The organism is Neobacillus rhizosphaerae (assembly GCF_050477885.1).
In the GTDB taxonomy this organism is placed as follows: Bacteria; Bacillota; Bacilli; order Bacillales; family Cytobacillaceae; genus Neobacillus; species Neobacillus rhizosphaerae_A.
The window spans coordinates 1-18185 of sequence record NZ_JBCNAC010000187.1; the positions used below are offsets into that span (position 1 = coordinate 1).

19 protein-coding genes and 1 other annotated feature are annotated in these 18185 nt (G+C 38.0%); all 19 genes read right to left on the reverse strand.

Going from position 1 to position 18185, the window contains the following annotated elements:
- Nucleotides 1-243: 243 nt before the first annotated feature.
- Complete coding sequence (ileS, locus tag ABES03_RS24595) at nt 244-3015, reverse strand: isoleucine--tRNA ligase (RefSeq protein ID WP_430121666.1); 2772 nt, start codon at nt 3013-3015, stop codon at nt 244-246.
- 74 nt (nt 3016-3089) lie between these two features.
- Nucleotides 3090-3329, reverse strand: a binding site (T-box leader).
- Between the two features lie 47 nt (nt 3330-3376).
- On the reverse strand, nt 3377-3892 hold the full coding sequence (locus ABES03_RS24600; RefSeq protein ID WP_430121668.1) for a DivIVA domain-containing protein: 516 nt from the start codon (nt 3890-3892) through the stop codon (nt 3377-3379).
- 85 nt (nt 3893-3977) lie between these two features.
- Nucleotides 3978-4751, reverse strand: a complete 774-nt coding sequence (locus tag ABES03_RS24605) for an RNA-binding protein (RefSeq protein ID WP_430121670.1) — start codon at nt 4749-4751, stop codon at nt 3978-3980.
- Between the two features lie 28 nt (nt 4752-4779).
- Entirely contained in the window at nt 4780-5043 is a 264-nt protein-coding gene (locus tag ABES03_RS24610) for a YggT family protein (RefSeq protein WP_430121672.1), read from the reverse strand.
- Nucleotides 5044-5048: 5 nt separating this feature from the next.
- On the reverse strand, nt 5049-5504 hold the full coding sequence (locus tag ABES03_RS24615) for a cell division protein SepF (protein WP_430121674.1): 456 nt from the start codon (nt 5502-5504) through the stop codon (nt 5049-5051).
- A gap of 11 nt (nt 5505-5515) precedes the next feature.
- A complete protein-coding gene (locus ABES03_RS24620; RefSeq protein WP_430121676.1) occupies nt 5516-6193 on the reverse strand; it encodes a YggS family pyridoxal phosphate-dependent enzyme in 678 nt (225 codons plus the stop codon).
- On the reverse strand, nt 6190-7020 hold the full coding sequence (gene pgeF / locus ABES03_RS24625) for a peptidoglycan editing factor PgeF (RefSeq protein ID WP_430121678.1): 831 nt from the start codon (nt 7018-7020) through the stop codon (nt 6190-6192). Before pgeF ends, ABES03_RS24620 begins: the two co-directional genes overlap by 4 nt.
- Before the next feature lie 69 nt (nt 7021-7089).
- The gene (locus ABES03_RS24630; RefSeq protein ID WP_309865172.1) at nt 7090-7359 is read right to left on the reverse strand and encodes a YlmC/YmxH family sporulation protein; all 270 of its coding nucleotides are present in this window, start codon (nt 7357-7359) and stop codon (nt 7090-7092) included.
- A 96-nt stretch (nt 7360-7455) separates the two neighbouring features.
- The gene (sigG, locus tag ABES03_RS24635; protein WP_040204876.1) at nt 7456-8235 is read right to left on the reverse strand and encodes an RNA polymerase sporulation sigma factor SigG; all 780 of its coding nucleotides are present in this window, start codon (nt 8233-8235) and stop codon (nt 7456-7458) included.
- Between the two features lie 159 nt (nt 8236-8394).
- On the reverse strand, nt 8395-9114 hold the full coding sequence (gene sigE, locus ABES03_RS24640) for an RNA polymerase sporulation sigma factor SigE (protein ID WP_309865176.1): 720 nt from the start codon (nt 9112-9114) through the stop codon (nt 8395-8397).
- A gap of 44 nt (nt 9115-9158) precedes the next feature.
- Nucleotides 9159-10097 (reverse strand): sigma-E processing peptidase SpoIIGA, encoded by a 939-nt coding sequence (spoIIGA, locus tag ABES03_RS24645; RefSeq protein WP_430121681.1) that lies wholly within the window; start codon nt 10095-10097, stop codon nt 9159-9161.
- Nucleotides 10098-10329: 232 nt separating this feature from the next.
- Nucleotides 10330-11463 carry a cell division protein FtsZ gene (gene ftsZ, locus ABES03_RS24650; protein ID WP_308080251.1) on the reverse strand — a complete coding sequence of 378 codons (1134 nt, stop codon included), beginning with the start codon at nt 11461-11463 and terminating at the stop codon, nt 10330-10332.
- Between the two features lie 42 nt (nt 11464-11505).
- The gene (gene ftsA, locus ABES03_RS24655; RefSeq protein ID WP_430121683.1) at nt 11506-12810 is read right to left on the reverse strand and encodes a cell division protein FtsA; all 1305 of its coding nucleotides are present in this window, start codon (nt 12808-12810) and stop codon (nt 11506-11508) included.
- Nucleotides 12811-12934: 124 nt separating this feature from the next.
- Entirely contained in the window at nt 12935-13297 is a 363-nt protein-coding gene (locus ABES03_RS24660) for a small basic family protein (RefSeq protein WP_430121685.1), read from the reverse strand.
- Nucleotides 13297-14028 (reverse strand): DUF881 domain-containing protein, encoded by a 732-nt coding sequence (locus ABES03_RS24665; RefSeq protein WP_430121687.1) that lies wholly within the window; start codon nt 14026-14028, stop codon nt 13297-13299. The genes ABES03_RS24660 and ABES03_RS24665 overlap by 1 nt, the downstream gene beginning before the upstream one ends.
- 56 nt (nt 14029-14084) lie before the next feature.
- The gene (locus ABES03_RS24670; RefSeq protein ID WP_430121689.1) at nt 14085-14795 is read right to left on the reverse strand and encodes a DUF881 domain-containing protein; all 711 of its coding nucleotides are present in this window, start codon (nt 14793-14795) and stop codon (nt 14085-14087) included.
- Complete coding sequence (locus tag ABES03_RS24675) at nt 14782-15561, reverse strand: cell division protein FtsQ/DivIB (RefSeq protein ID WP_430121691.1); 780 nt, start codon at nt 15559-15561, stop codon at nt 14782-14784. Before ABES03_RS24675 ends, ABES03_RS24670 begins: the two co-directional genes overlap by 14 nt.
- A gap of 225 nt (nt 15562-15786) precedes the next feature.
- A complete protein-coding gene (gene murB / locus ABES03_RS24680) occupies nt 15787-16695 on the reverse strand; it encodes a UDP-N-acetylmuramate dehydrogenase (protein ID WP_430121693.1) in 909 nt (302 codons plus the stop codon).
- 60 nt (nt 16696-16755) lie between these two features.
- Nucleotides 16756-17859: an undecaprenyldiphospho-muramoylpentapeptide beta-N-acetylglucosaminyltransferase gene (murG, locus tag ABES03_RS24685; protein ID WP_430121695.1), complete on the reverse strand. Its 1104-nt coding sequence runs from the start codon at nt 17857-17859 to the stop codon at nt 16756-16758.
- Nucleotides 17860-18185 lie beyond the last annotated feature (326 nt).

Genomic DNA, 18185 nt, shown 5'->3' on the forward strand with positions numbered 1-18185 from the left:
TCTTCTATTTACCGGGCGGGAGCTTTTTCTCTTAGCTCGGGCATTAGAAACGTACTCTATTTACCGGGCGGGCACTTTTTCTCTTTGCTCGGGCATTAGAAACTTCTTCTATTTACCGGGCGGGCACTTTTTCTCTTAGATCGGGCATTAGAAACGGACCCTATTTACCGGGCAGGCTTTTTTCCATTGGATTGGGACATAAAAAAACCCCATGCCTGCTTCGGCATGGGATCATCATTTTTATTAAGCTAAGTGTGTATAGTTTTCTTTTACTACTTCTGCACATCGTGGGCAAAGGGTTTTGTGCTCTGGATCCTGACCTACTTCAGGTGTTACAATCCAGCAGCGCTCACATGTTTCTCCCTCAGCTTTTGTTACAACAATAGCTGCGCCCTCAAACTTAAGGGCATTTTCAGGGGCTTCCTCGTAGGATCCAGCCACCTCAAAACCAGAGACGATAAATAACTGCTTCATATTTTCTTCGATTGATTCTAACAGAGCCTTAGAGTTTTCATTAACATATAAAGTGATTTTTGCTGTCAATGACTTACCAATTACTTTTTGATTTCTAGCCTCTTCTAGTGCTTTTAAGACATTATCACGAAGCTTCATAAACGCCGTCCATTTTTCCTCTAATGCTTTAGCGCCAGCAAGCTCTTTATATTCAGGAAGGTCAGTTAATTGAACACTTTCTTCTTCGACTGAAGGGATGAATTTCCACACTTCATCAGCTGTATGAGAGAGAATAGGTGCTACTAATTTTGTTAGCGCAAGTAGTGACTCGTATAATACCGTTTGAATGGCTCTGCGTTCATGATTATCTGCTGCTTCAATATAAAGGACATCCTTTGCAAAGTCTAGGTAGAATGAACTTAAGTCTAAAGTACAGAAATTATTTACAGCATGATAAATACCTGCAAACTCATAGTTTTCATAAGCATGGTGAACATATTTAATTAGTTTATTTAATTTAACAAGCATAAATTGGTCAACTTCACGCAAATCTTCGTAGGCAAGCGCATCTGTTGATGGATTAAAGTCAGCTAAGTTTCCAAGTAAGAAACGGAAGGTATTACGGATTTTACGATATACCTCAGCAACCTGCTTAAGAATCGCATCGGAAACACGAACATCTGCTTGATAATCAACAGAGGCAACCCATAGTCGTAAAATATCTGCTCCTAACTGATTCATAACCTTCGCAGGTACAACCACATTACCTAATGATTTACTCATTTTTCTACCTTCACCATCAAGTGCAAAACCATGGCTCAAGACTCCTTTATATGGAGCTTTGCCTGTTACAGCAACTGCTGTTGATAGGGATGAGTTAAACCAGCCGCGGTATTGGTCTGATCCTTCTAAATAAAGGTCTGCTGGGCGGACTAAGTCGTCTCTCTCTAGAAGAACCGCTTGATGGGAAGAACCAGAATCAAACCAAACATCCATAATATCAGTTTCTTTTGTAAAGGTTCCATTTGGACTTCCTGGGTGGGTAAAGCCATCAGGAAGTAACTCGTTCGCTTCTTTTTCAAACCAAATATTAGATCCATGTGCGCGGAATAATTCCGATACATGGTTAATCGTTTCGTCAGTAATAATCTCTTGACCATTTTCTGCATAGAATACAGGAATTGGTACGCCCCAAACTCGCTGACGAGAAATACACCAGTCGCCACGGTCACGAACCATATTAAACAGGCGTGTCTCTCCCCAAGCAGGAACCCATTTCGTTTCCTTAACCGCTTCTAACAAATCTTCACGGAAGTCTTTAATAGAAGCGAACCATTGAGCAGTAGCACGGAAAATTACTGGCTTCTTTGTTCTCCAATCATGTGGATACGAGTGAGTAATAAATGATAATTTCAACAGTGCACCTGCTTCTTCTAAAGCCTGCGCAATTGGTTTATTAGCAGTATCATAAAATAAGCCCTCAAAATCAGGTGCTTCACTTGTCATCACACCTTTGTCATCTACAGGACATAGGACATCTAATCCATACTTCTGACCAACATAAAAGTCATCTTCCCCATGTCCAGGAGCGGTATGAACACAGCCAGTACCTGCATCAGTAGTCACGTGTTCGCCTAACATCACTAACGAATCACGGTCATATAATGGGTGTGCTGCGACAATATATTCTAATTCAGCACCCTTCACTTTTTGAACAACCGTAGTTTCTTCCCAGCCAATTTCTTTTGAAACTGCCTCTAAAAGAGCTTCAGCCACAAGGTACTTATTTCCATTTGCTGCTACCACCACGTAGGTTAAGTCAGGATGCACGGAAATTCCAAGATTTGCTGGAATCGTCCATGGTGTAGTAGTCCAGATGACAATTTGTGTATCAGTTTCTAGTACACCTTTGCCATCTTTCACCTTAAATCCAACATAGATGGATGCAGAACGCTTATCTTGATATTCAATCTCAGCTTCAGCTAAAGCCGATTCACTTGATGGTGACCAATAAACAGGTTTTTTACCTTTGTAGATATATCCTTTTTTCGCCATGTCGCCAAACACTTTAATTTGTTGCGCTTCATATTCAGGTTTTAGCGTAATATATGGATTCTCCCAGTCGCCACGAACACCAAGGCGCTTAAATTGGGTACGTTGATTATCCACTTGTTCAAGTGCATATTTAGTACATAGCTGACGGAATTCCGCAACTGTCATTTCCTTTCGCTTTACACCCTTATTTGTTAATGCCTGCTCAATTGGCAGACCATGTGTATCCCAACCAGGTACGTAAGGAGCATGATAACCACTCATTGATTTATAACGAACAATCATATCTTTTAAAATTTTATTAAGTGCATGACCCATATGAATATCTCCGTTAGCATATGGAGGTCCATCATGTAATACAAACATTGGACGGCCTTTTGTTCGTTCCTGCACCATCTGATAGATCTTCATTTCTTCCCATTTAGCCTGAATCTCAGGCTCTCTTTGGGGAAGATTACCCCGCATTGGAAACTCAGTTTGCGGCATTAATAACGTATCTTTATATTCCATTTTTTCTTCCTCCTGATATCCTCTTCATATAACAGAATAGCCAATAGACAAATAAAAAAACCCTCTCATCCCAAAATAGGGACGAGAAGGTTTTTATTCCCGCGGTACCACCCTGATAGATAATACCGGTACGTACTATCCTCTTAAGCATTCGTAACGTGAATAACACGCCTGAGCCTACTGCCCAACTAAATAGGGTTCGGTCCGGAACTCTAGGGCGATCTTCCAATTTTTCAGCCTTACCGGGCTTACACCATCCCCGACTCGCTATCTAAGCCAATGAAAAATTGTACTGTCCCTTTCATCGTCATTGCCAATCTATACTCTATCTAAAAATTATATGCTAAAAAATCCGAATCCGTCAAGCTAATGAATCTTCTTCTTCATGTATTTTTAATTCTGTTGCATCTACTTCATACTCTAATAAATGATCCCAATCATCCGTATTCAACATATCAAGCTGTGCCTCAATCAACATTTTAAAACGCGTACGGAAAACCTTTGATTGTTTCTTTAAATCCTCAATTTCAAGCGCAATTTTTCTAGCCTTAGAAAGGGACTCATTAACAATTCGATCCGCGTTTTTTTCAGCCTCTTTAATGATTAGCTTTGCTTCTTTTTGAGCATTGCGCTTAACTTCTTCACCCGCTTCTTGGGCAATAATAATGGACTTATTTAAGGTTTCTTCTATGTTCACAAAATGGCCAAGACGGTCTTTCATTTCATTTAAGCGTTCTTCCATTTCCTTTTTCTCTCTTAAGACTAATTCATAATCCTTAATGACCTGATCAAGAAATTCATTTACTTCATCTTCGTCATATCCGCGAAAACCTTTATTAAACTCTTTATTATGAATATCTAACGGCGTTAACGGCATTGATGCCACCTCCATACAATCTCTACATCTATATGTATTAGCAAATATTCGACATATTTTTCGAAATTCCTGCTTTAAAATTGAATTATTTTTGCTTTCCGACAATCATTCGCCATTTATCTTTTTTGGTCTTTCCGTCAATTCTGATAATTTTCGTCCTACCATATCCACGGACTGAAATCATATCACCTTCTTCACAATCAAAGGAAGGATTTTCAATAAGTGTCCAATTCACTTTTACAAGCCCTTGTTGTATAAAGGTTTGCGATTTTTGCCTAGATAGATGATAAATACCAGAAATAACGGTATCCAGTCGCAATGAAGATACAGTTAGATCATTTTCTTCCCATAACTCCTTCGCGGAGATTTGATTGTTGATCGTTGTTTCAACTAATCTTACTCCAGCCTTGCCAATGGATTCAATATTATTTTGGATATACGTACTTATTTCCTTTGCAGCAAAAAATTGAACCTGGCCATCCTTCATGAGAATGTCTCCAAATTTTCCTCGCTTAAGTCCTAAAGACATAAGTGTCCCCAAGACCTGTCTGTGTTCAAGAGTGACAAACTTGGTAGGATAATGGACCTCAAAAAGGCTTATCTGAAAATCCTCTTCCATAACCGTCAAATAATCTGGGTAGATAAATGCTCTTTTCCGCTCACCCTCAAGACTTCCACCAAAAAGCTGAACCTTCACATCATTATTTTCACCAATTATAAGATTCAGAATATGTTGTTCCCTCGGGTCAAGGAAATCAGTAAGCTTAGGGGCGTACTGTGATTCGACCTGGTCTTTCCAATGTAATACTTGGTCAATATAGTCCCGTTCTTCTGGTCGAAAATGCTGATAAATGTTCATTTATGAAAACACAACCTAGTATCAAAATTTAAACAAGCCACAGATAAACACTATGTAGTCCCTTAGTGGCAAAGTTTAGAACTAGAAATGCAACGATTGGAGAGATATCCATCATACCAATAGGTGGAATGATTTTTCTGAAGGGCTCAAGATAGGGTTCACAAATTCTCGCTAATATCCGACCTATACTTGTCTCTCTTGCATTTGGAAACCATGACATTAAGATGTAAATGATTAATGCCCACGAATATAGTTGAATTATTTGTTGTAAAAGACCAAAAACAAATGCCATTTACATTACCACCTCGCACTTTGGTTATCTGGGTCCTGTATAAGGTCAGATATATTCCCTGAAACTTCTACGTTATCAGGAGTACATAAAAAAATACTCATGCCAATTTTTTGGATGTCCCCACCAATGGCATATACAACTCCACTTAGAAAATCAATAATTTGTCGGCCCTGTTCATTATCAATCCGCTGTAGATTGACTACAACAGCACGCCTACTTTTTAAATGGTCAGCAATTTCAGTGGACTCAGAGTATGTACGTGGTTCCAATAAAATTACCTTAGAGCCCTTTGTAGGAGTAACTGTTTTTTGAACACTTTGCAGGCTAACCACATTTTGAGATTTTACAGGCTGTTGCTGCTTTTGTTTAATTGGCTCCACTTTGTCTACATACTCGTCATCGTTATCATCATATCCGTCATCTAAAAAGAAAAATGTTTTAAGTTTTGATTTTATCGTCATTTTTTTCTCTCCTAACCTTCATCACCGACAAGTGCTGTTCCTATTCTAACCATTGTTGCTCCCTCTTCAATTGCTATCTGAAAATCATTGGACATTCCCATTGATAGCTCTGTACAAGGTGCAAAAGAAAAATGTAAAGCTTGTACTTGATCGCGAAGTTCTCTTAGTTTGCGGAAACAATCACGGATAACATGTTCCTCTTTTGTGAATGGGGCCATTGTCATTAGACCTTCGACACTGATATTTTCATATGGACGAAGCGACTCAATAAAAACAACGGCTTCTTCTGAAGTTAGTCCGTGTTTAGACTCTTCACCAGAAATATTTACCTGAACTAGACATTTTATCTTTTGTTTCGCTCTTATGTTGATTTCTTCTGCAAGTGATAATCGGTCTAAGGAATGGATATATTCCACTTTATCGATGATGTTTTTTACTTTTCTCTTTTGCAAAGACCCAATAAAGTGCCAGCTAGGCTTGTCCTTTAATACTTCCCATTTAGCAAGCAGTCCTTCATCACGATTTTCACCTAGATGAATAACACCTGCTTCTAGGGCTTCTTGAGCACGTTCTATACTTACATATTTAGTTACTGCAATCAATTTTACATCAGCAGGATTCCGGTTTCCTTTTAGACATGCTTCATTTATTTGCTGTTGAATTTGAATTAAATTATCTGCTACTCTCATAAACGATCTGCTGTCTCCTTCCAACCAATAAAGCTTAACATTCTGCCTGTTTTTCCTTGGTCACGGCGGTGAGAGAAAAACTCTTCTTGATTACAACTAGTGCAATACCTTGTAAGAAGAATATTTTTATCTGGAACACCTGATTTCAAAAGGATTTGCCTGTTTACTTCACGTAAATCTAAGGAAAACTGCCCTTCTGCCACTAAATTATAGGGTAAACTTCCACTGCCTTCTAGTGTATTTTCTACTAGCTTAATAATTCGTTCATCTACAATATAACACTTTTCACAAATAGATGGACCTATTGCTACAAAAATCTGTTTAGGCTTGACCCCTTCTTTTCCCCAAGCTGTAATCATCTCTTTAGCAATTTGGCCAACTGTCCCTTTCCAACCAGCATGAGCGGTGCCAATCATCCTCTGTTCAGGGGCAATAAAAAAAAGAGGGACACAGTCAGCAAAGCAAAGAGTTAATAAAATGCCCTCTTCATTTGTATAAAAACCATCCGTGCCTTTAAACGAATGTTCATAGGAGTTGGAACCCTTACCACGGTCCGCTATAGAAATCTTCCTAAGAATAATATCATGAGTTTGTTCCGCACCCACCCAATTGTGTAGAGGGAACTCTAATTGTTCAGCTACTTTATGTCTATTCTGGCATACATCGTTAACATCATCACCCACATGAAAACCAAGGTTGAGCGATTCGAAATAGCTTTCGCTTGTTCCCCCGAGTTTAGTTGTAATCCCAGCTTTCAGTCCAGGAAATTGTTGTATCCAGCTATCAATTGTTAAATAGGATTGATTTTTTAAAACAAAGGGTTCCATTACAATACCTCAAATGTTTTTCTTTAGTTTACCATGAAAAGAAAAATTGGTCACCGCAAAAACATAAGGTCAAACCTCTGTTTCTTCCGCTATTTTCTCTTCTATTCCTTTATATCTGACCAAAATAACATCCTGACCAATTTTAATAATATTTCTCCATGGAATAACAATATCTTCATCTTTCCCAAAAAAGCCAAGTACTCTTCCACTGCCTGAAATCACAACAGCTTCAATTTTACCGGTCGTTAGATTAATCTCAATATCACCAATATTACCAAGCCTTTTACCATCTGATACATTTACGACATCTTTTATCTGGAATTCGGAAATCTTGACCACATACACCACTCCCAGTTTTATTACTATAAAGAATATATGTGTACGTGGGAGATTTTATTTTAAAAAGCAAAAATAAAGCTGCCCCAAAGGACAGCTTTAACTTTGAATATTCTTATTCATTTGTCGAATGGCAGCTTTCTCTAAACGTGAAACCTGCGCTTGGGAGATCCCAATTTCATCAGCAACTTCCATTTGCGTTTTTCCCTGAAAAAAACGCTTTCGTAAAATTAGTTTTTCTCGTTCATTTAATCGACGCATACCTTCTTTTAAAGCTATTTCTTCAATCCAATGAATATCTTTATTTTTTTCATCGCTTAACTGGTCCATTACGTAGATAGGATCGCCGCCATCATTATATATTGGCTCAAACAAAGATACTGGATCTTGAATGGCATCCAAGGCGAAGACGATTTCTTCATGTGGTACTTCTAAGACCTTTGCGATTTCTTCAGCAGTTGGTTCACGTGAGGTTTCGCTCATTAATCGTTCCCTAACCTGAAGGGCCTTATAGGCAATGTCTCTTAAGGAACGAGATACACGAATTGGGTTATTATCACGTAAATACCTTCGTATTTCCCCAATAATCATTGGTACGGCATAAGTGGAAAACTTAACGTTTTGACCTAAATCAAAGTTATCAATTGATTTCATTAGTCCAATACAGCCAACCTGAAACAAGTCGTCAACAAACTCGCCACGGTTATTAAACCGTTGAATAACACTTAATACGAGTCGTAAGTTTCCGTTAACAAGCTTTTCTCTGGCGCTAATATCGCCCTCTTGCATTTGCTTGAAGAGTATTCTCATTTCTTCGTTCTTTAACACAGGAAGTTTAGATGTATCTACACCGCAAATTTCAACTTTATTTCGAGTCAATCCTTTTCCCTCCTCACAGGAGCTGCTGTACAAAAAACAGTATCTCCTTGAGAAGGAAAAATATGCACATGTCCATGAGCCAGGACATGTGCATATTTGTCGAAAATTGCAATTTAAACAGGAAATTCTAGGGTTTTTTAACTTGAAAAATTTTTATTTTTATACCATTTTATTGAATTCTTTTCTTAACCTTTTAATAATTCTTTTTTCCAATCGTGAGATGTAGGATTGTGAAATCCCTAGCATGTCTGCAACATCTTTTTGAGTTTTTTCTTCACCGTTTGTTAGGCCAAAGCGCAGCTCCATAATTTGCTTTTCCCTATCAGAAAGCTGGTGTAATGCTTTAGTAAGCAATTTTCTATCTACATTCGCTTCTAAATCCTTCGTAATAATGTCTTCATCTGTTCCAAGAACATCAGACAATAATAATTCGTTTCCATCCCAATCAATATTTAATGGCTCATCAAAAGATACTTCAGACCTGATTTTATTATTTCTACGTAAGTACATGAGTATTTCATTTTCAATACATCTTGAGGCGTATGTAGCAAGTTTAATCTTTTTCTCTGGGTTAAAGGTATTAACCGCTTTAATTAAACCAATCGTTCCGATACTAATTAGGTCTTCGATATTAATACCAGTATTTTCAAATTTCCTTGCGATATAAACAACTAGACGGAGGTTCCTTTCAATTAGCATAGATCTCGCAGCCTTATCTCCACCAGGAAGTTTACTTAATAACATTTCTTCTTCATCTTTACTTAAAGGAGGCGGCAATGCTTCGCTTCCGCCAATATAAAAAACTTCATCCGTTTTTAGGCCCAATTTTATTAAGATTTTATACCAGTAGTAGGATAAGCGAAGTCTCCATTTTTTCATGCATGTTCCTCCTTCTAAATTATGTTTTTCTGAGTATAGTAATATTAACTTACTTTCACTGATTCCTCGGACTGTTTGACCCCTGTCAGCATTTTTGGGTGAACAATACACTGAAAAGCATCATCAGGAGATAGCTGCTGTGTGGTAAAAGATACAAGACCTTTTTCACAAGAATATTGCGCCCCATTTTGCTCGAATAAAATGGAATCGGGTTTAAGAGCAATAATAAGCTGATGTTCTTGTCCAACTACACTAAAAGGGATAATTCGCATTCGATTTTGCCATTCGGCAGGAAACTCCTCCATACCCATAATGAGTTGTTCAGGATCGAGAGTTATTTTTCTAATTGGTTCAGGAAGGGCTTCTAGTTGATTTTTTATTGATACAAACATAACTGGAAGCTTGGACAGTGGGTCATACAATTGATTTCCACTATCCACTAATCCCTTAAAGACTAAGCTGATATTCTCGATTTTCAACCTTACATTGACTATTTGATCAAATTGAATTTTGGTCATTTCCATACTCTCAACATTCTTCTTTGAGAAGTGCCAGGCGATTGGAAAACCTATTAGAACAAAAAGCCAACTTACGGGATCACCAAAACCCTTTACACTCGACATCAGCACCTTCGTAGTTAATTCAGAATCATATTGAATAAAATAATGGGCTCCTGTTAAGGCCCCACCAATTAAAAACGTAGAAACATAAAGAGTCATTAATGCCTTAAGGAAAAATTTCATTCGCTTGTATCCAAATGCTATTAACACCATAAAAACGGAACAAATCAATTTGGAAATTGGATGCCCTGAATAGACATTTAATGGTGTAAACGACAATAAAATAATCAACGAACCAATAAACCCTCCTGCAAGTATCCTCCAAAGATGTATTCTTCGTTTCAGAAATATAGCAGTTAAGTAAAGGAGAAGACTGTCAAAGAACAAATTAAGAGCCCAAATAACATCTAAATAAACAGTCAATAAAGCTTCCTCCTTTATCAGCTATCAAAAGGTGAGTAATCTATCTGTTTACGGAAAAGTATAACGTACTTGTATGGCTGAAGTGTGTCACTTTCTGTAATCAAAAAAACAGAAATTTCCACTATTCCCTACGGATTTTGTCACATTATAAGCGTGATTACCTTAACAAAAAAAGCATGGTCCAAGTTTTGGACCATGCTTTTTAAGGTTTTTAAAGTGCTCCCGCTTCAGATTATCTTCTACGGTTGCGATTTCTTAGGAAAGTTGGAATATCCAATGTCTCTTCCTGGGCTACATTCGTATTACGAACTGGTTCTTGTGGAGCTTCTTCACGTTTATGCTCTCTTTTAACAGTTCCTACCGCAGGTTTAGCTTGTCCAAAGGATGGACGAGTTACTTTTGGTTGTGAACCTTCTTCGTTAAAACCAGTGGCAATGACGGTTACAATAATCTCATCTTTTAAGTTTTCATTAATTACTGAACCGAAAATCATATTCACTTCTTGGTCAGATGCTGTTGCAACAATATCAGCAGCCTCTTGTACCTCATAAAGACTTAAGTTGGTTCCCCCAGTAATATTCATTAGAACACCCTGAGCCCCATCAATAGAGGTTTCTAATAATGGTGAGCTGATTGCTTTCTTTGCTGCCTCTGCTGCACGATTTTCTCCTGCTGAGACACCAATTCCCATTAAAGCAGAGCCTTTATTTGACATAATTGTTTTTACGTCAGCAAAGTCTAAATTGATTAATCCAGGAACAGCGATCAAATCAGAAATACCTTGAACCCCTTGACGAAGAACATTGTCTGCTTCGCGGAAAGCTTCAAGCATTGGAGTACTTTTATCAACAATTTCAAGAAGGCGGTCATTTGGAATGACGATTAATGTATCAACCGCTTCTTTCATTGAACCAATTCCTCCAGAAGCCTGGTTAGAGCGTTTTTTACCTTCAAAAGTAAACGGACGTGTAACAACACCCACTGTTAAAGCACCAAGGTCACGCGCAATTTGTGCAATAACTGGTGCTGCACCCGTACCGGTACCTCCACCCATACCAGCGGTAACGAACACCATATCAGCACCTCTTAGTGCCTCCTCCAGTTGTTCCTTACTTTCTTCAGCAGCCTTTTTACCAACCTCTGGATTGGCTCCTGCTCCAAGACCACGAGTCAACTTCGCACCAATCTGCATTTTGACTTCAGCTTTGGAAAGATTTAAAGCCTGTGCATCAGTGTTTACTGCAATAAATTCTACACCTTGAACGCCATGCTCAATCATTCGGTTAACAGCGTTATTTCCACCGCCACCAACTCCGATAACTTTTATCGTTGCAAGAGAATCTAAATTTGTATCAAATTCTAACATGACAAATCCTCCTAATTCGCCGGTTTTCTTTTTCGAGAATCGTTATTCGAAAAAGTAACCAAGGAATTTTTTTACTTTTGATGACATCTTTTCTTCCGGATGTTTTTCTACTTTTGCTTTAGGTTGATGTTGTTGTTTTGGTACTCTTTTTTCGATTGGTTCTGCTACCGAAGATGTACCTGTACTACCTATGTTTCCACCTGGTAATCTAGCATTCTTATAAGCATATTTAATTAAACCAACCGCAGTTGTATATTGAGGTTCTCTTACACCAATATAGTCTGGTACCGCAAGGCGAACAGGATTTTGGAACATATCCTGTGCGAGCTCCAATACTCCTTGCATTTTTGCTGTTCCACCTGTTAATACAAAACCACCTGGTAATTCTGTTACGCCTAGACGCTTCAGTTCATTAACAATCAGTTCAAAAATTTCTTCCATTCTTGCTTCAATAATTTCAGATAAATAGAGCTGGTTAAATTGTTGATGTTGATCACTGCCAATAATAGGAACACTGAAAAACTCATCTTCAGATGCAATATCGTAGAAGGCATGTCCATATTTAACCTTAATTTTTTCTGCATCCTCTGTTGAAGTATGAAGAACTTTCGAAAGATCGTTAGTTAATAAATCACCGCCAACAGGAATAACACTTGTTGCCTTCAAAAATCCTTCCTCGAACACAGCGATTGTAGTAGAACCGCCGCCAATATCGATGAGGGCAACACCTAGATTTTTTTCATCTTTTGATAGTGCATAATCTCCTGCAGCTAACGGCTGGAGAATAATATCTAATATCTCAAGACCTGCTCTTTCTACACAGCGTAATGTATTTATGATGATTGATTTAGAACCGGTAATAAGTGTGCCATCCATTTCCAGACGAACACCGATCATCCCACGCGGATCGTTAATTTCATCTTTACCATCTAAAATAAATTGTTTTCGAATAACACCAATGTTCTCTCTCTCAGGTGGAATGGATCCCACATGTGATGCTTCAATGACACGAATGACATCTTCATTCGTAATTTCTCGGTTTTGGCTGGAAACAGCAACAATCCCATGACAGTGCTGAAGCATTACATTATGACCTGATATTCCTACCACTACTTCTCTTATCTCCATGCCAATCATTCTTTCTGCCTGCTCAATCGCCCGCTTAATAGAATGAACGGTATCGTCCATGTCAACAATAGACCCCTTACGTAATCCTTCAGATTTCACATTGCCAACACCAATTATATTTAACGAGTCTTTACCCGAGTCATTGACCATTTCACCAATGATAACTTTTACACTGGATGTACCGATGTCAAGACTTACGTATATTTCATTGCTGTTCATTCTTTGGCACCTCCTTTTAATCTCCTTGGGTAGAACAACAATTCATTTTTGTTCATTAATAGATTCTCATAGTAATATCATATAAAATTATTCGTCACAACTACATATTTCCCTTTAAAAAAGATCAATTTTTTTCTATTTTTTCTTTGTTTGTTGACCATTTTGTCAATAATATTCGTCTTATAACGGCGATATTTTGAAACAACCTGACACCAAACGCAAAAACTGCTGCTAAATACAAGTCTACACCAAGATGAACACCGAGAAAAGCTAAACTTGCTGCAAGCATTATATTAAAAAAGAACCCAGATACAAACACCTTTTCATCATAAATATTTTGCAAGTAAGCCCTTATTCCCCCAAAAAGTGTGTCGAAGGCAGCTAATACAGCAATAGATAAATAATTTGAATACTCTTCAGGAATACGTATTTCTGTTAACAGTCCAAGGATGATCCCAACCACAAGTCCCACTACCGGAAGCCACATTAGGAACCGCCTCCTTCCTTTATCGGTTCCATATGCTTAATCCTAATTGGATTCTCATAAGCAGGAACAGTAATATTTGGACTAGGCGAAGAAACATTGAGTCTCAAGCTTTCAGCAAAGAATTCATCTCTAGCTTTTGAAACCTTCATTTGGTTTGATAATTTTTCGGCATTGTTCATCGAATCAACACCCACCTTAACCTCAACAGGCAGGGTCCTAATCGTATGGCCATCAATCTTTGTTTCCCTATTAATATCCCTTATAACCGTAGTATTAATAATTCGTTGACCATCAATGGAAACATATTTTGCTTCATACATATTTAGTTCATTCAATAGTCTTTTTAGCAATTCAGGCGAAACAACTGTTGTTGTCACGGGAGTTCCTAGCTGTACATCCTCAATGACCGGCTCAATATGTAAGGTGATTCCCGGTCCAGAAACCTCGGTTAAGCCTGCCTCCGTCTTTAGCTCCTGTAGTGTATCCCGTAATGCCTGTTCCTTACTCTGTTTCCGCTTAGATTCATAGGCTGACAGTTTTTCTTCATTTGAGCGGATTTCACTTAATAAGTTAGACTGTAGCTCTTTTTCTTTGAGCAATGCCTCACGTAGCTGCCAAATATCCCTTGTATCACGTTCTTCAGGCTTCTTCACGGTTTGAAATTGAATAGCAATCATAAAACCAACGACTGCAGCAATTAACGTAAAACTGAAATTCTTCGGCTTGTCCACTTTTTTCACCTAACCTTTTAAATTAATCCTTATGTGGACATACTTTGACCCTCTACTTAACTTCCTAAAATTGGGTTCAATACGATTTCATCATCTTTTTCCAAGGAAAAAACCAAATTATCATTTACCAGTTGGTCTTTTACTCCCCCTGTCAGGTTTAATGATGAAGTTAAAACTTCTGGGTCACCAATAGCTGTAATGACAAATGGTGCGGGGTGTGGGACTCCATCAACAGTAATGACAGGTCCATTGCAAACAATGTAAGAATGACTTGTTAACCTCTGTCCGTTAATAGCAATCGCCGCTGCCCCGGAAATATATAATTCATTTATAACCTTAAAAACATGGTGTTCATGAACAAGATAATTGTTCACATTATCTTCCTTCGGATCATAAGCACCATCCGTCAAAGTAATCTTAACGCCTTTTCCTTTTACCTTGACTTTACCGAGGTACATCCTGTATTTTTCTGCATCTTCTGCCAAGTTTAAAAATACTTGTGTTTCTTTAGCAAGATCCTTCTCGTTTTTTAATACCTTGTCCTGTTTTTTGTTTAGCTCCTTTTGAAGCTTGCGATTTGTCTCTTCCTGGGCGATCAATTGATTTCTTAATCCAAGAGTTTTTTCATATTGTTTGCCTGACAAGCTAGGCTTTTCTTTTTGATTCTCCATTTGTGTCAAATGATAAGAAAAGGCAATCATAAACCCCAAAACAAGGCAGACAAGGGACAAGATAACGTGTTTACCCCTTACCTTAATTCTCTTCAACTTGTTTTTCCTCCACTTCTGGTTCAAAGGCCTTAAAATACGAGCCTACTTCTAAATCAATTATCCCTTTTTTATTAGGATCTAATTGACTAATGATTGAGGGATAATGCACCATTTTTTCCGAAAAACTTCTGAGAGTTGCACTTACCTCAAAGCCATCATTCATAAACAAGGAAATGTGATACTGGTCTGTTTTTTTCGGAGAATAATGAATTTCAGAAATGGAGTTTAAAATTTCACTTGGGAGATTTTCTAACTCTTTTACCATTTCGTTTAGGGCTGCCCCTTCTTTGAATTCGAAAAGAATTGGAGAATTGACTGGGATTTTTTCCTCTTTTCTATCTTTCAAAATTTTACCATTTTCCATAACTGGATAATAGTTTGATTCCTGTTTAAGATACGCTATTCTTTTATGTTCTCTTACTTGAATTTGAACTGTGTTTGGCCAATGAATCTTTATTTCTGCCTTTTTTATCTCGGATAAGCCCTGTAATCTCGAGGAAACCTCACTCTTCTTGACTTTCCATATATTCGTAGTTTTAGATATACCACTTTTGCTAATTATTTCTGAGTCAGTATAAACTTCATTGCCTTCTATCCTAATTGTCTTTACATGGCTTAATGGGGATTGTGTATAAGCGATAATGACTATCATTGTAAAAAACAAAAATAGCAGGAGCACCAGCCTTTTGTTTGCTTTTCGCCGTCTTTGCTCCTTTAACTTAGGAATACGATCCTCTAGAGCAACAATTTTACCATTTTCCATTCATAATTCCTCCAATAAGAAAAGCGCAAGCGCCTGGGTACGCTCGTTGCCCTACACCATAAAGCATGTCCCATATGTTCGACTAACGTTTCTACAGAAAGTGAAACAACGGCACGAAAACTCATGCCGTCATTCATTTTCTTCCTAGTTTCACCTGTAATATTATCAGTAATTATAACACAATATTTGTCATTAGTAAGAGATTTCTTACAATAAATACAAGGATTATTTACGTCCGATTATTTCAACCTCTGTTTCCATTTTTACTCCGTAGAGATTAAAGATCGTATCCTTAATATGCTGAATCAAGGCTAAGACATCTGCGGCAGTGGCGTTCCCTGCATTCACAATAAAGTTACCGTGCATTTCAGAAATTTTTGCTCCACCAATGCTAAATCCCTTTAGACCGGCCGTTTCAATAAGTTTTCCTGCATAGTTAGGGAGTGGATTTCGAAAAATACTTCCGGCACAAGGGAAATTCCATGGTTGTGTTTCTTTTCGATAATCCTTGTTTTTTTGCATTTGTGCCACAATGGCTGCCCTATCGCCTGCTGCAAGATCAAAAACAGCCTCAACCACAATACCTGGTCGTTTGTTCTGTAATACAGAGGTCCTATAGGAAAACTTCATTTCTTCATTTGACAGCCATTCCATAGCCCCATCTTCAAATAAAACATGAGCCCTAGTTAGGATCTTACTAATGTCTGATCCATGTGCACCAGCGTTCATATAAACTGCTCCACCAACCGATCCTGGTATACCACTAGCAAACTCTAGTCCTGTTAAACCTTTTTTACTGATAAGTGTTGCTAAACTTACAAGTGAATGACCTCCACCGACAGTAATTGTTGTTCCGTCGATCTCTAGTCGGTCTAGTCCCGAGCTTAATTTGATTACGACTCCTTCAATACCTTTATCAGATACAAGAAGATTGGATCCTCGACCAATCGCTCGCCAATTTAATCTATGTTTATTAATAACAGACATTACTTTTTTTACATTTTCAACTGACGAAGGTTCAATTAAAAGGTCTGCTGGACCTCCAATTTTCATAGTGGTATGGTTGGCTAGGAGTTCATTTTCCTTCACCTTCCCAATATTTAGCGTCTGTAATTCTTTTATTATTTCGTCCATTTTTACCACCTAACTTTCCAAGATGCTAATAGTTCAGTTTATGCAATAAAGTAAATTGGGCTACTTTTGATTCCTCTCCACAAGCTCTTTCATTAGTGAGTATAACTTGCTTGCTGAATCTGGTACCCCCATTTTTTTAGCTTTTGCTTTCATTTCAGTTAAATTCTCATTATCTAATAGTATACGGTCAATGTGGGTTACAAGACTTTTACTTGTCAAACCTTTTTCTAACAATAATTCTGCCGCCCCATGATCACTTAAGGATCTAGCGTTCTTTTCTTGATGATTGTTTGTGACATATGGACTTGGAATAAGAATACTTGGAATTCCAAGGGAGGTTAATTCCGCTAATGTTGTAGCTCCCGCTCTCGAGACAACTAAATCAATACCTGCAAGAACCTCTGGCATGTTATGAATAAAAGGTTTGATCACCACATTTTTGGGATTTCCAACCAACTCTACTTCCTTTTTTACATCCTCAAAATGTACATCACCCGTTACATAAAGAACTTGATACATTTTTTCCGCAAACTCAGGTAAGGCTTTAACTACCGCTTCATTTATTGGACGGGCGCCTCGGCTTCCACCAAAAATTAATACAGCAGGCTTTGTCGTGCTAAGACCAACAGAGAGTCTGCCTCGAATTCCATCCTGACCAACGACCTCTGACGCTCGAGGATTTCCGGTAAATGCAATCTTATTCTGAGGAAAATAATCCTTTGCCTCCTCAAAACAGATTGCAATTTTATTTACATATCTGCTTAAAAATTTATTTGTCAGGCCTGGCACGCTATTTTGTTCATGAATAATCGTGGGTATACGAAGTTTAGCGGCAGCATAAACGACTGGGCCGCACACGTAACCTCCTGTACCGATTACAATGTCCGGCTTAAAAGCTTTTAAAATTTTTTTACTATCTTGCACACCTTTTAAGAATCTATAAATTGTTTTTACATTTTCGAAAGACAGCTTACGTTTAAAACCAGTTATATGAATCGATTGGAATGCTATATTTTCTCTAGGAACAATTTTACTTTCTAAGCCATTAGTTGTACCTATGTATAGAAACTCTGCGTCTTTGTTCTCTTTTTGAATTTCTCTAATTAGTGCGAGAGCCGGATATATATGACCGCCAGTCCCTCCACCGCTTACTGCTATTCTCATCTTTTCCACCTCATTAACTATTTAACACCTAATCGCATACCTATATTACTATAAAAATTGAAGAAAGAAAGCAAATGATAAAAGATTGTTATGTAAATGTAAAGAACGTCCTAGATAAAATGCTTTTTTAAACCAGTCCGTTGATTTCCGCTCCAGGTGCTTCGCTTTCCGTGGGCGTTTCGGCGAGCCTCCTCGGCGCTTGCGCCTGCGGGGTCTCCCCTGACCCGTACTCCCACAGGAGTCTTCGCACCTTCCGCTCCATTCAACAGGGCAAAAAACTATCATTTTAATCAAAGCCTAATTTTCCACTTTTTTTATACCTACCG

Bases quoted from the DNA above. Each gene is read 5' to 3' on its own strand.
- ABES03_RS24605 (WP_430121670.1), bottom strand. From the start codon at position 4,751: ATGAACATTTATCAGCATTTTCGACCAGAAGAACGGGACTATATTGAC.
- ABES03_RS24600 (WP_430121668.1), bottom strand. From the start codon at position 3,892: ATGCCGTTAACGCCGTTAGATATTCATAATAAAGAGTTTAATAAAGGT.
- ABES03_RS24660 (WP_430121685.1), bottom strand. From the start codon at position 13,297: ATGTGGCTTCCGGTAGTGGGACTTGTGGTTGGGATCATCCTTGGACTG.
- ftsA (WP_430121683.1), bottom strand. From the start codon at position 12,810: ATGAACAGCAATGAAATATACGTAAGTCTTGACATCGGTACATCCAGT.
- ABES03_RS24675 (WP_430121691.1), bottom strand. From the start codon at position 15,561: ATGGAAAATGGTAAAATTGTTGCTCTAGAGGATCGTATTCCTAAGTTA.
- ABES03_RS24610 (WP_430121672.1), bottom strand. From the start codon at position 5,043: ATGGCATTTGTTTTTGGTCTTTTACAACAAATAATTCAACTATATTCG.
- ftsZ (WP_308080251.1), bottom strand. From the start codon at position 11,463: ATGTTAGAATTTGATACAAATTTAGATTCTCTTGCAACGATAAAAGTT.
- murB (WP_430121693.1), bottom strand. From the start codon at position 16,695: ATGGACGAAATAATAAAAGAATTACAGACGCTAAATATTGGGAAGGTG.
- sigE (WP_309865176.1), bottom strand. From the start codon at position 9,114: ATGAAAAAATGGAGACTTCGCTTATCCTACTACTGGTATAAAATCTTA.
- murG (WP_430121695.1), bottom strand. From the start codon at position 17,859: ATGAGAATAGCAGTAAGCGGTGGAGGGACTGGCGGTCATATATATCCG.
- ABES03_RS24620 (WP_430121676.1), bottom strand. From the start codon at position 6,193: ATGAGAGTAGCAGATAATTTAATTCAAATTCAACAGCAAATAAATGAA.
- ileS (WP_430121666.1), bottom strand. From the start codon at position 3,015: ATGGAATATAAAGATACGTTATTAATGCCGCAAACTGAGTTTCCAATG.
- pgeF (WP_430121678.1), bottom strand. From the start codon at position 7,020: ATGGAACCCTTTGTTTTAAAAAATCAATCCTATTTAACAATTGATAGC.
- ABES03_RS24615 (WP_430121674.1), bottom strand. From the start codon at position 5,504: ATGACGATAAAATCAAAACTTAAAACATTTTTCTTTTTAGATGACGGA.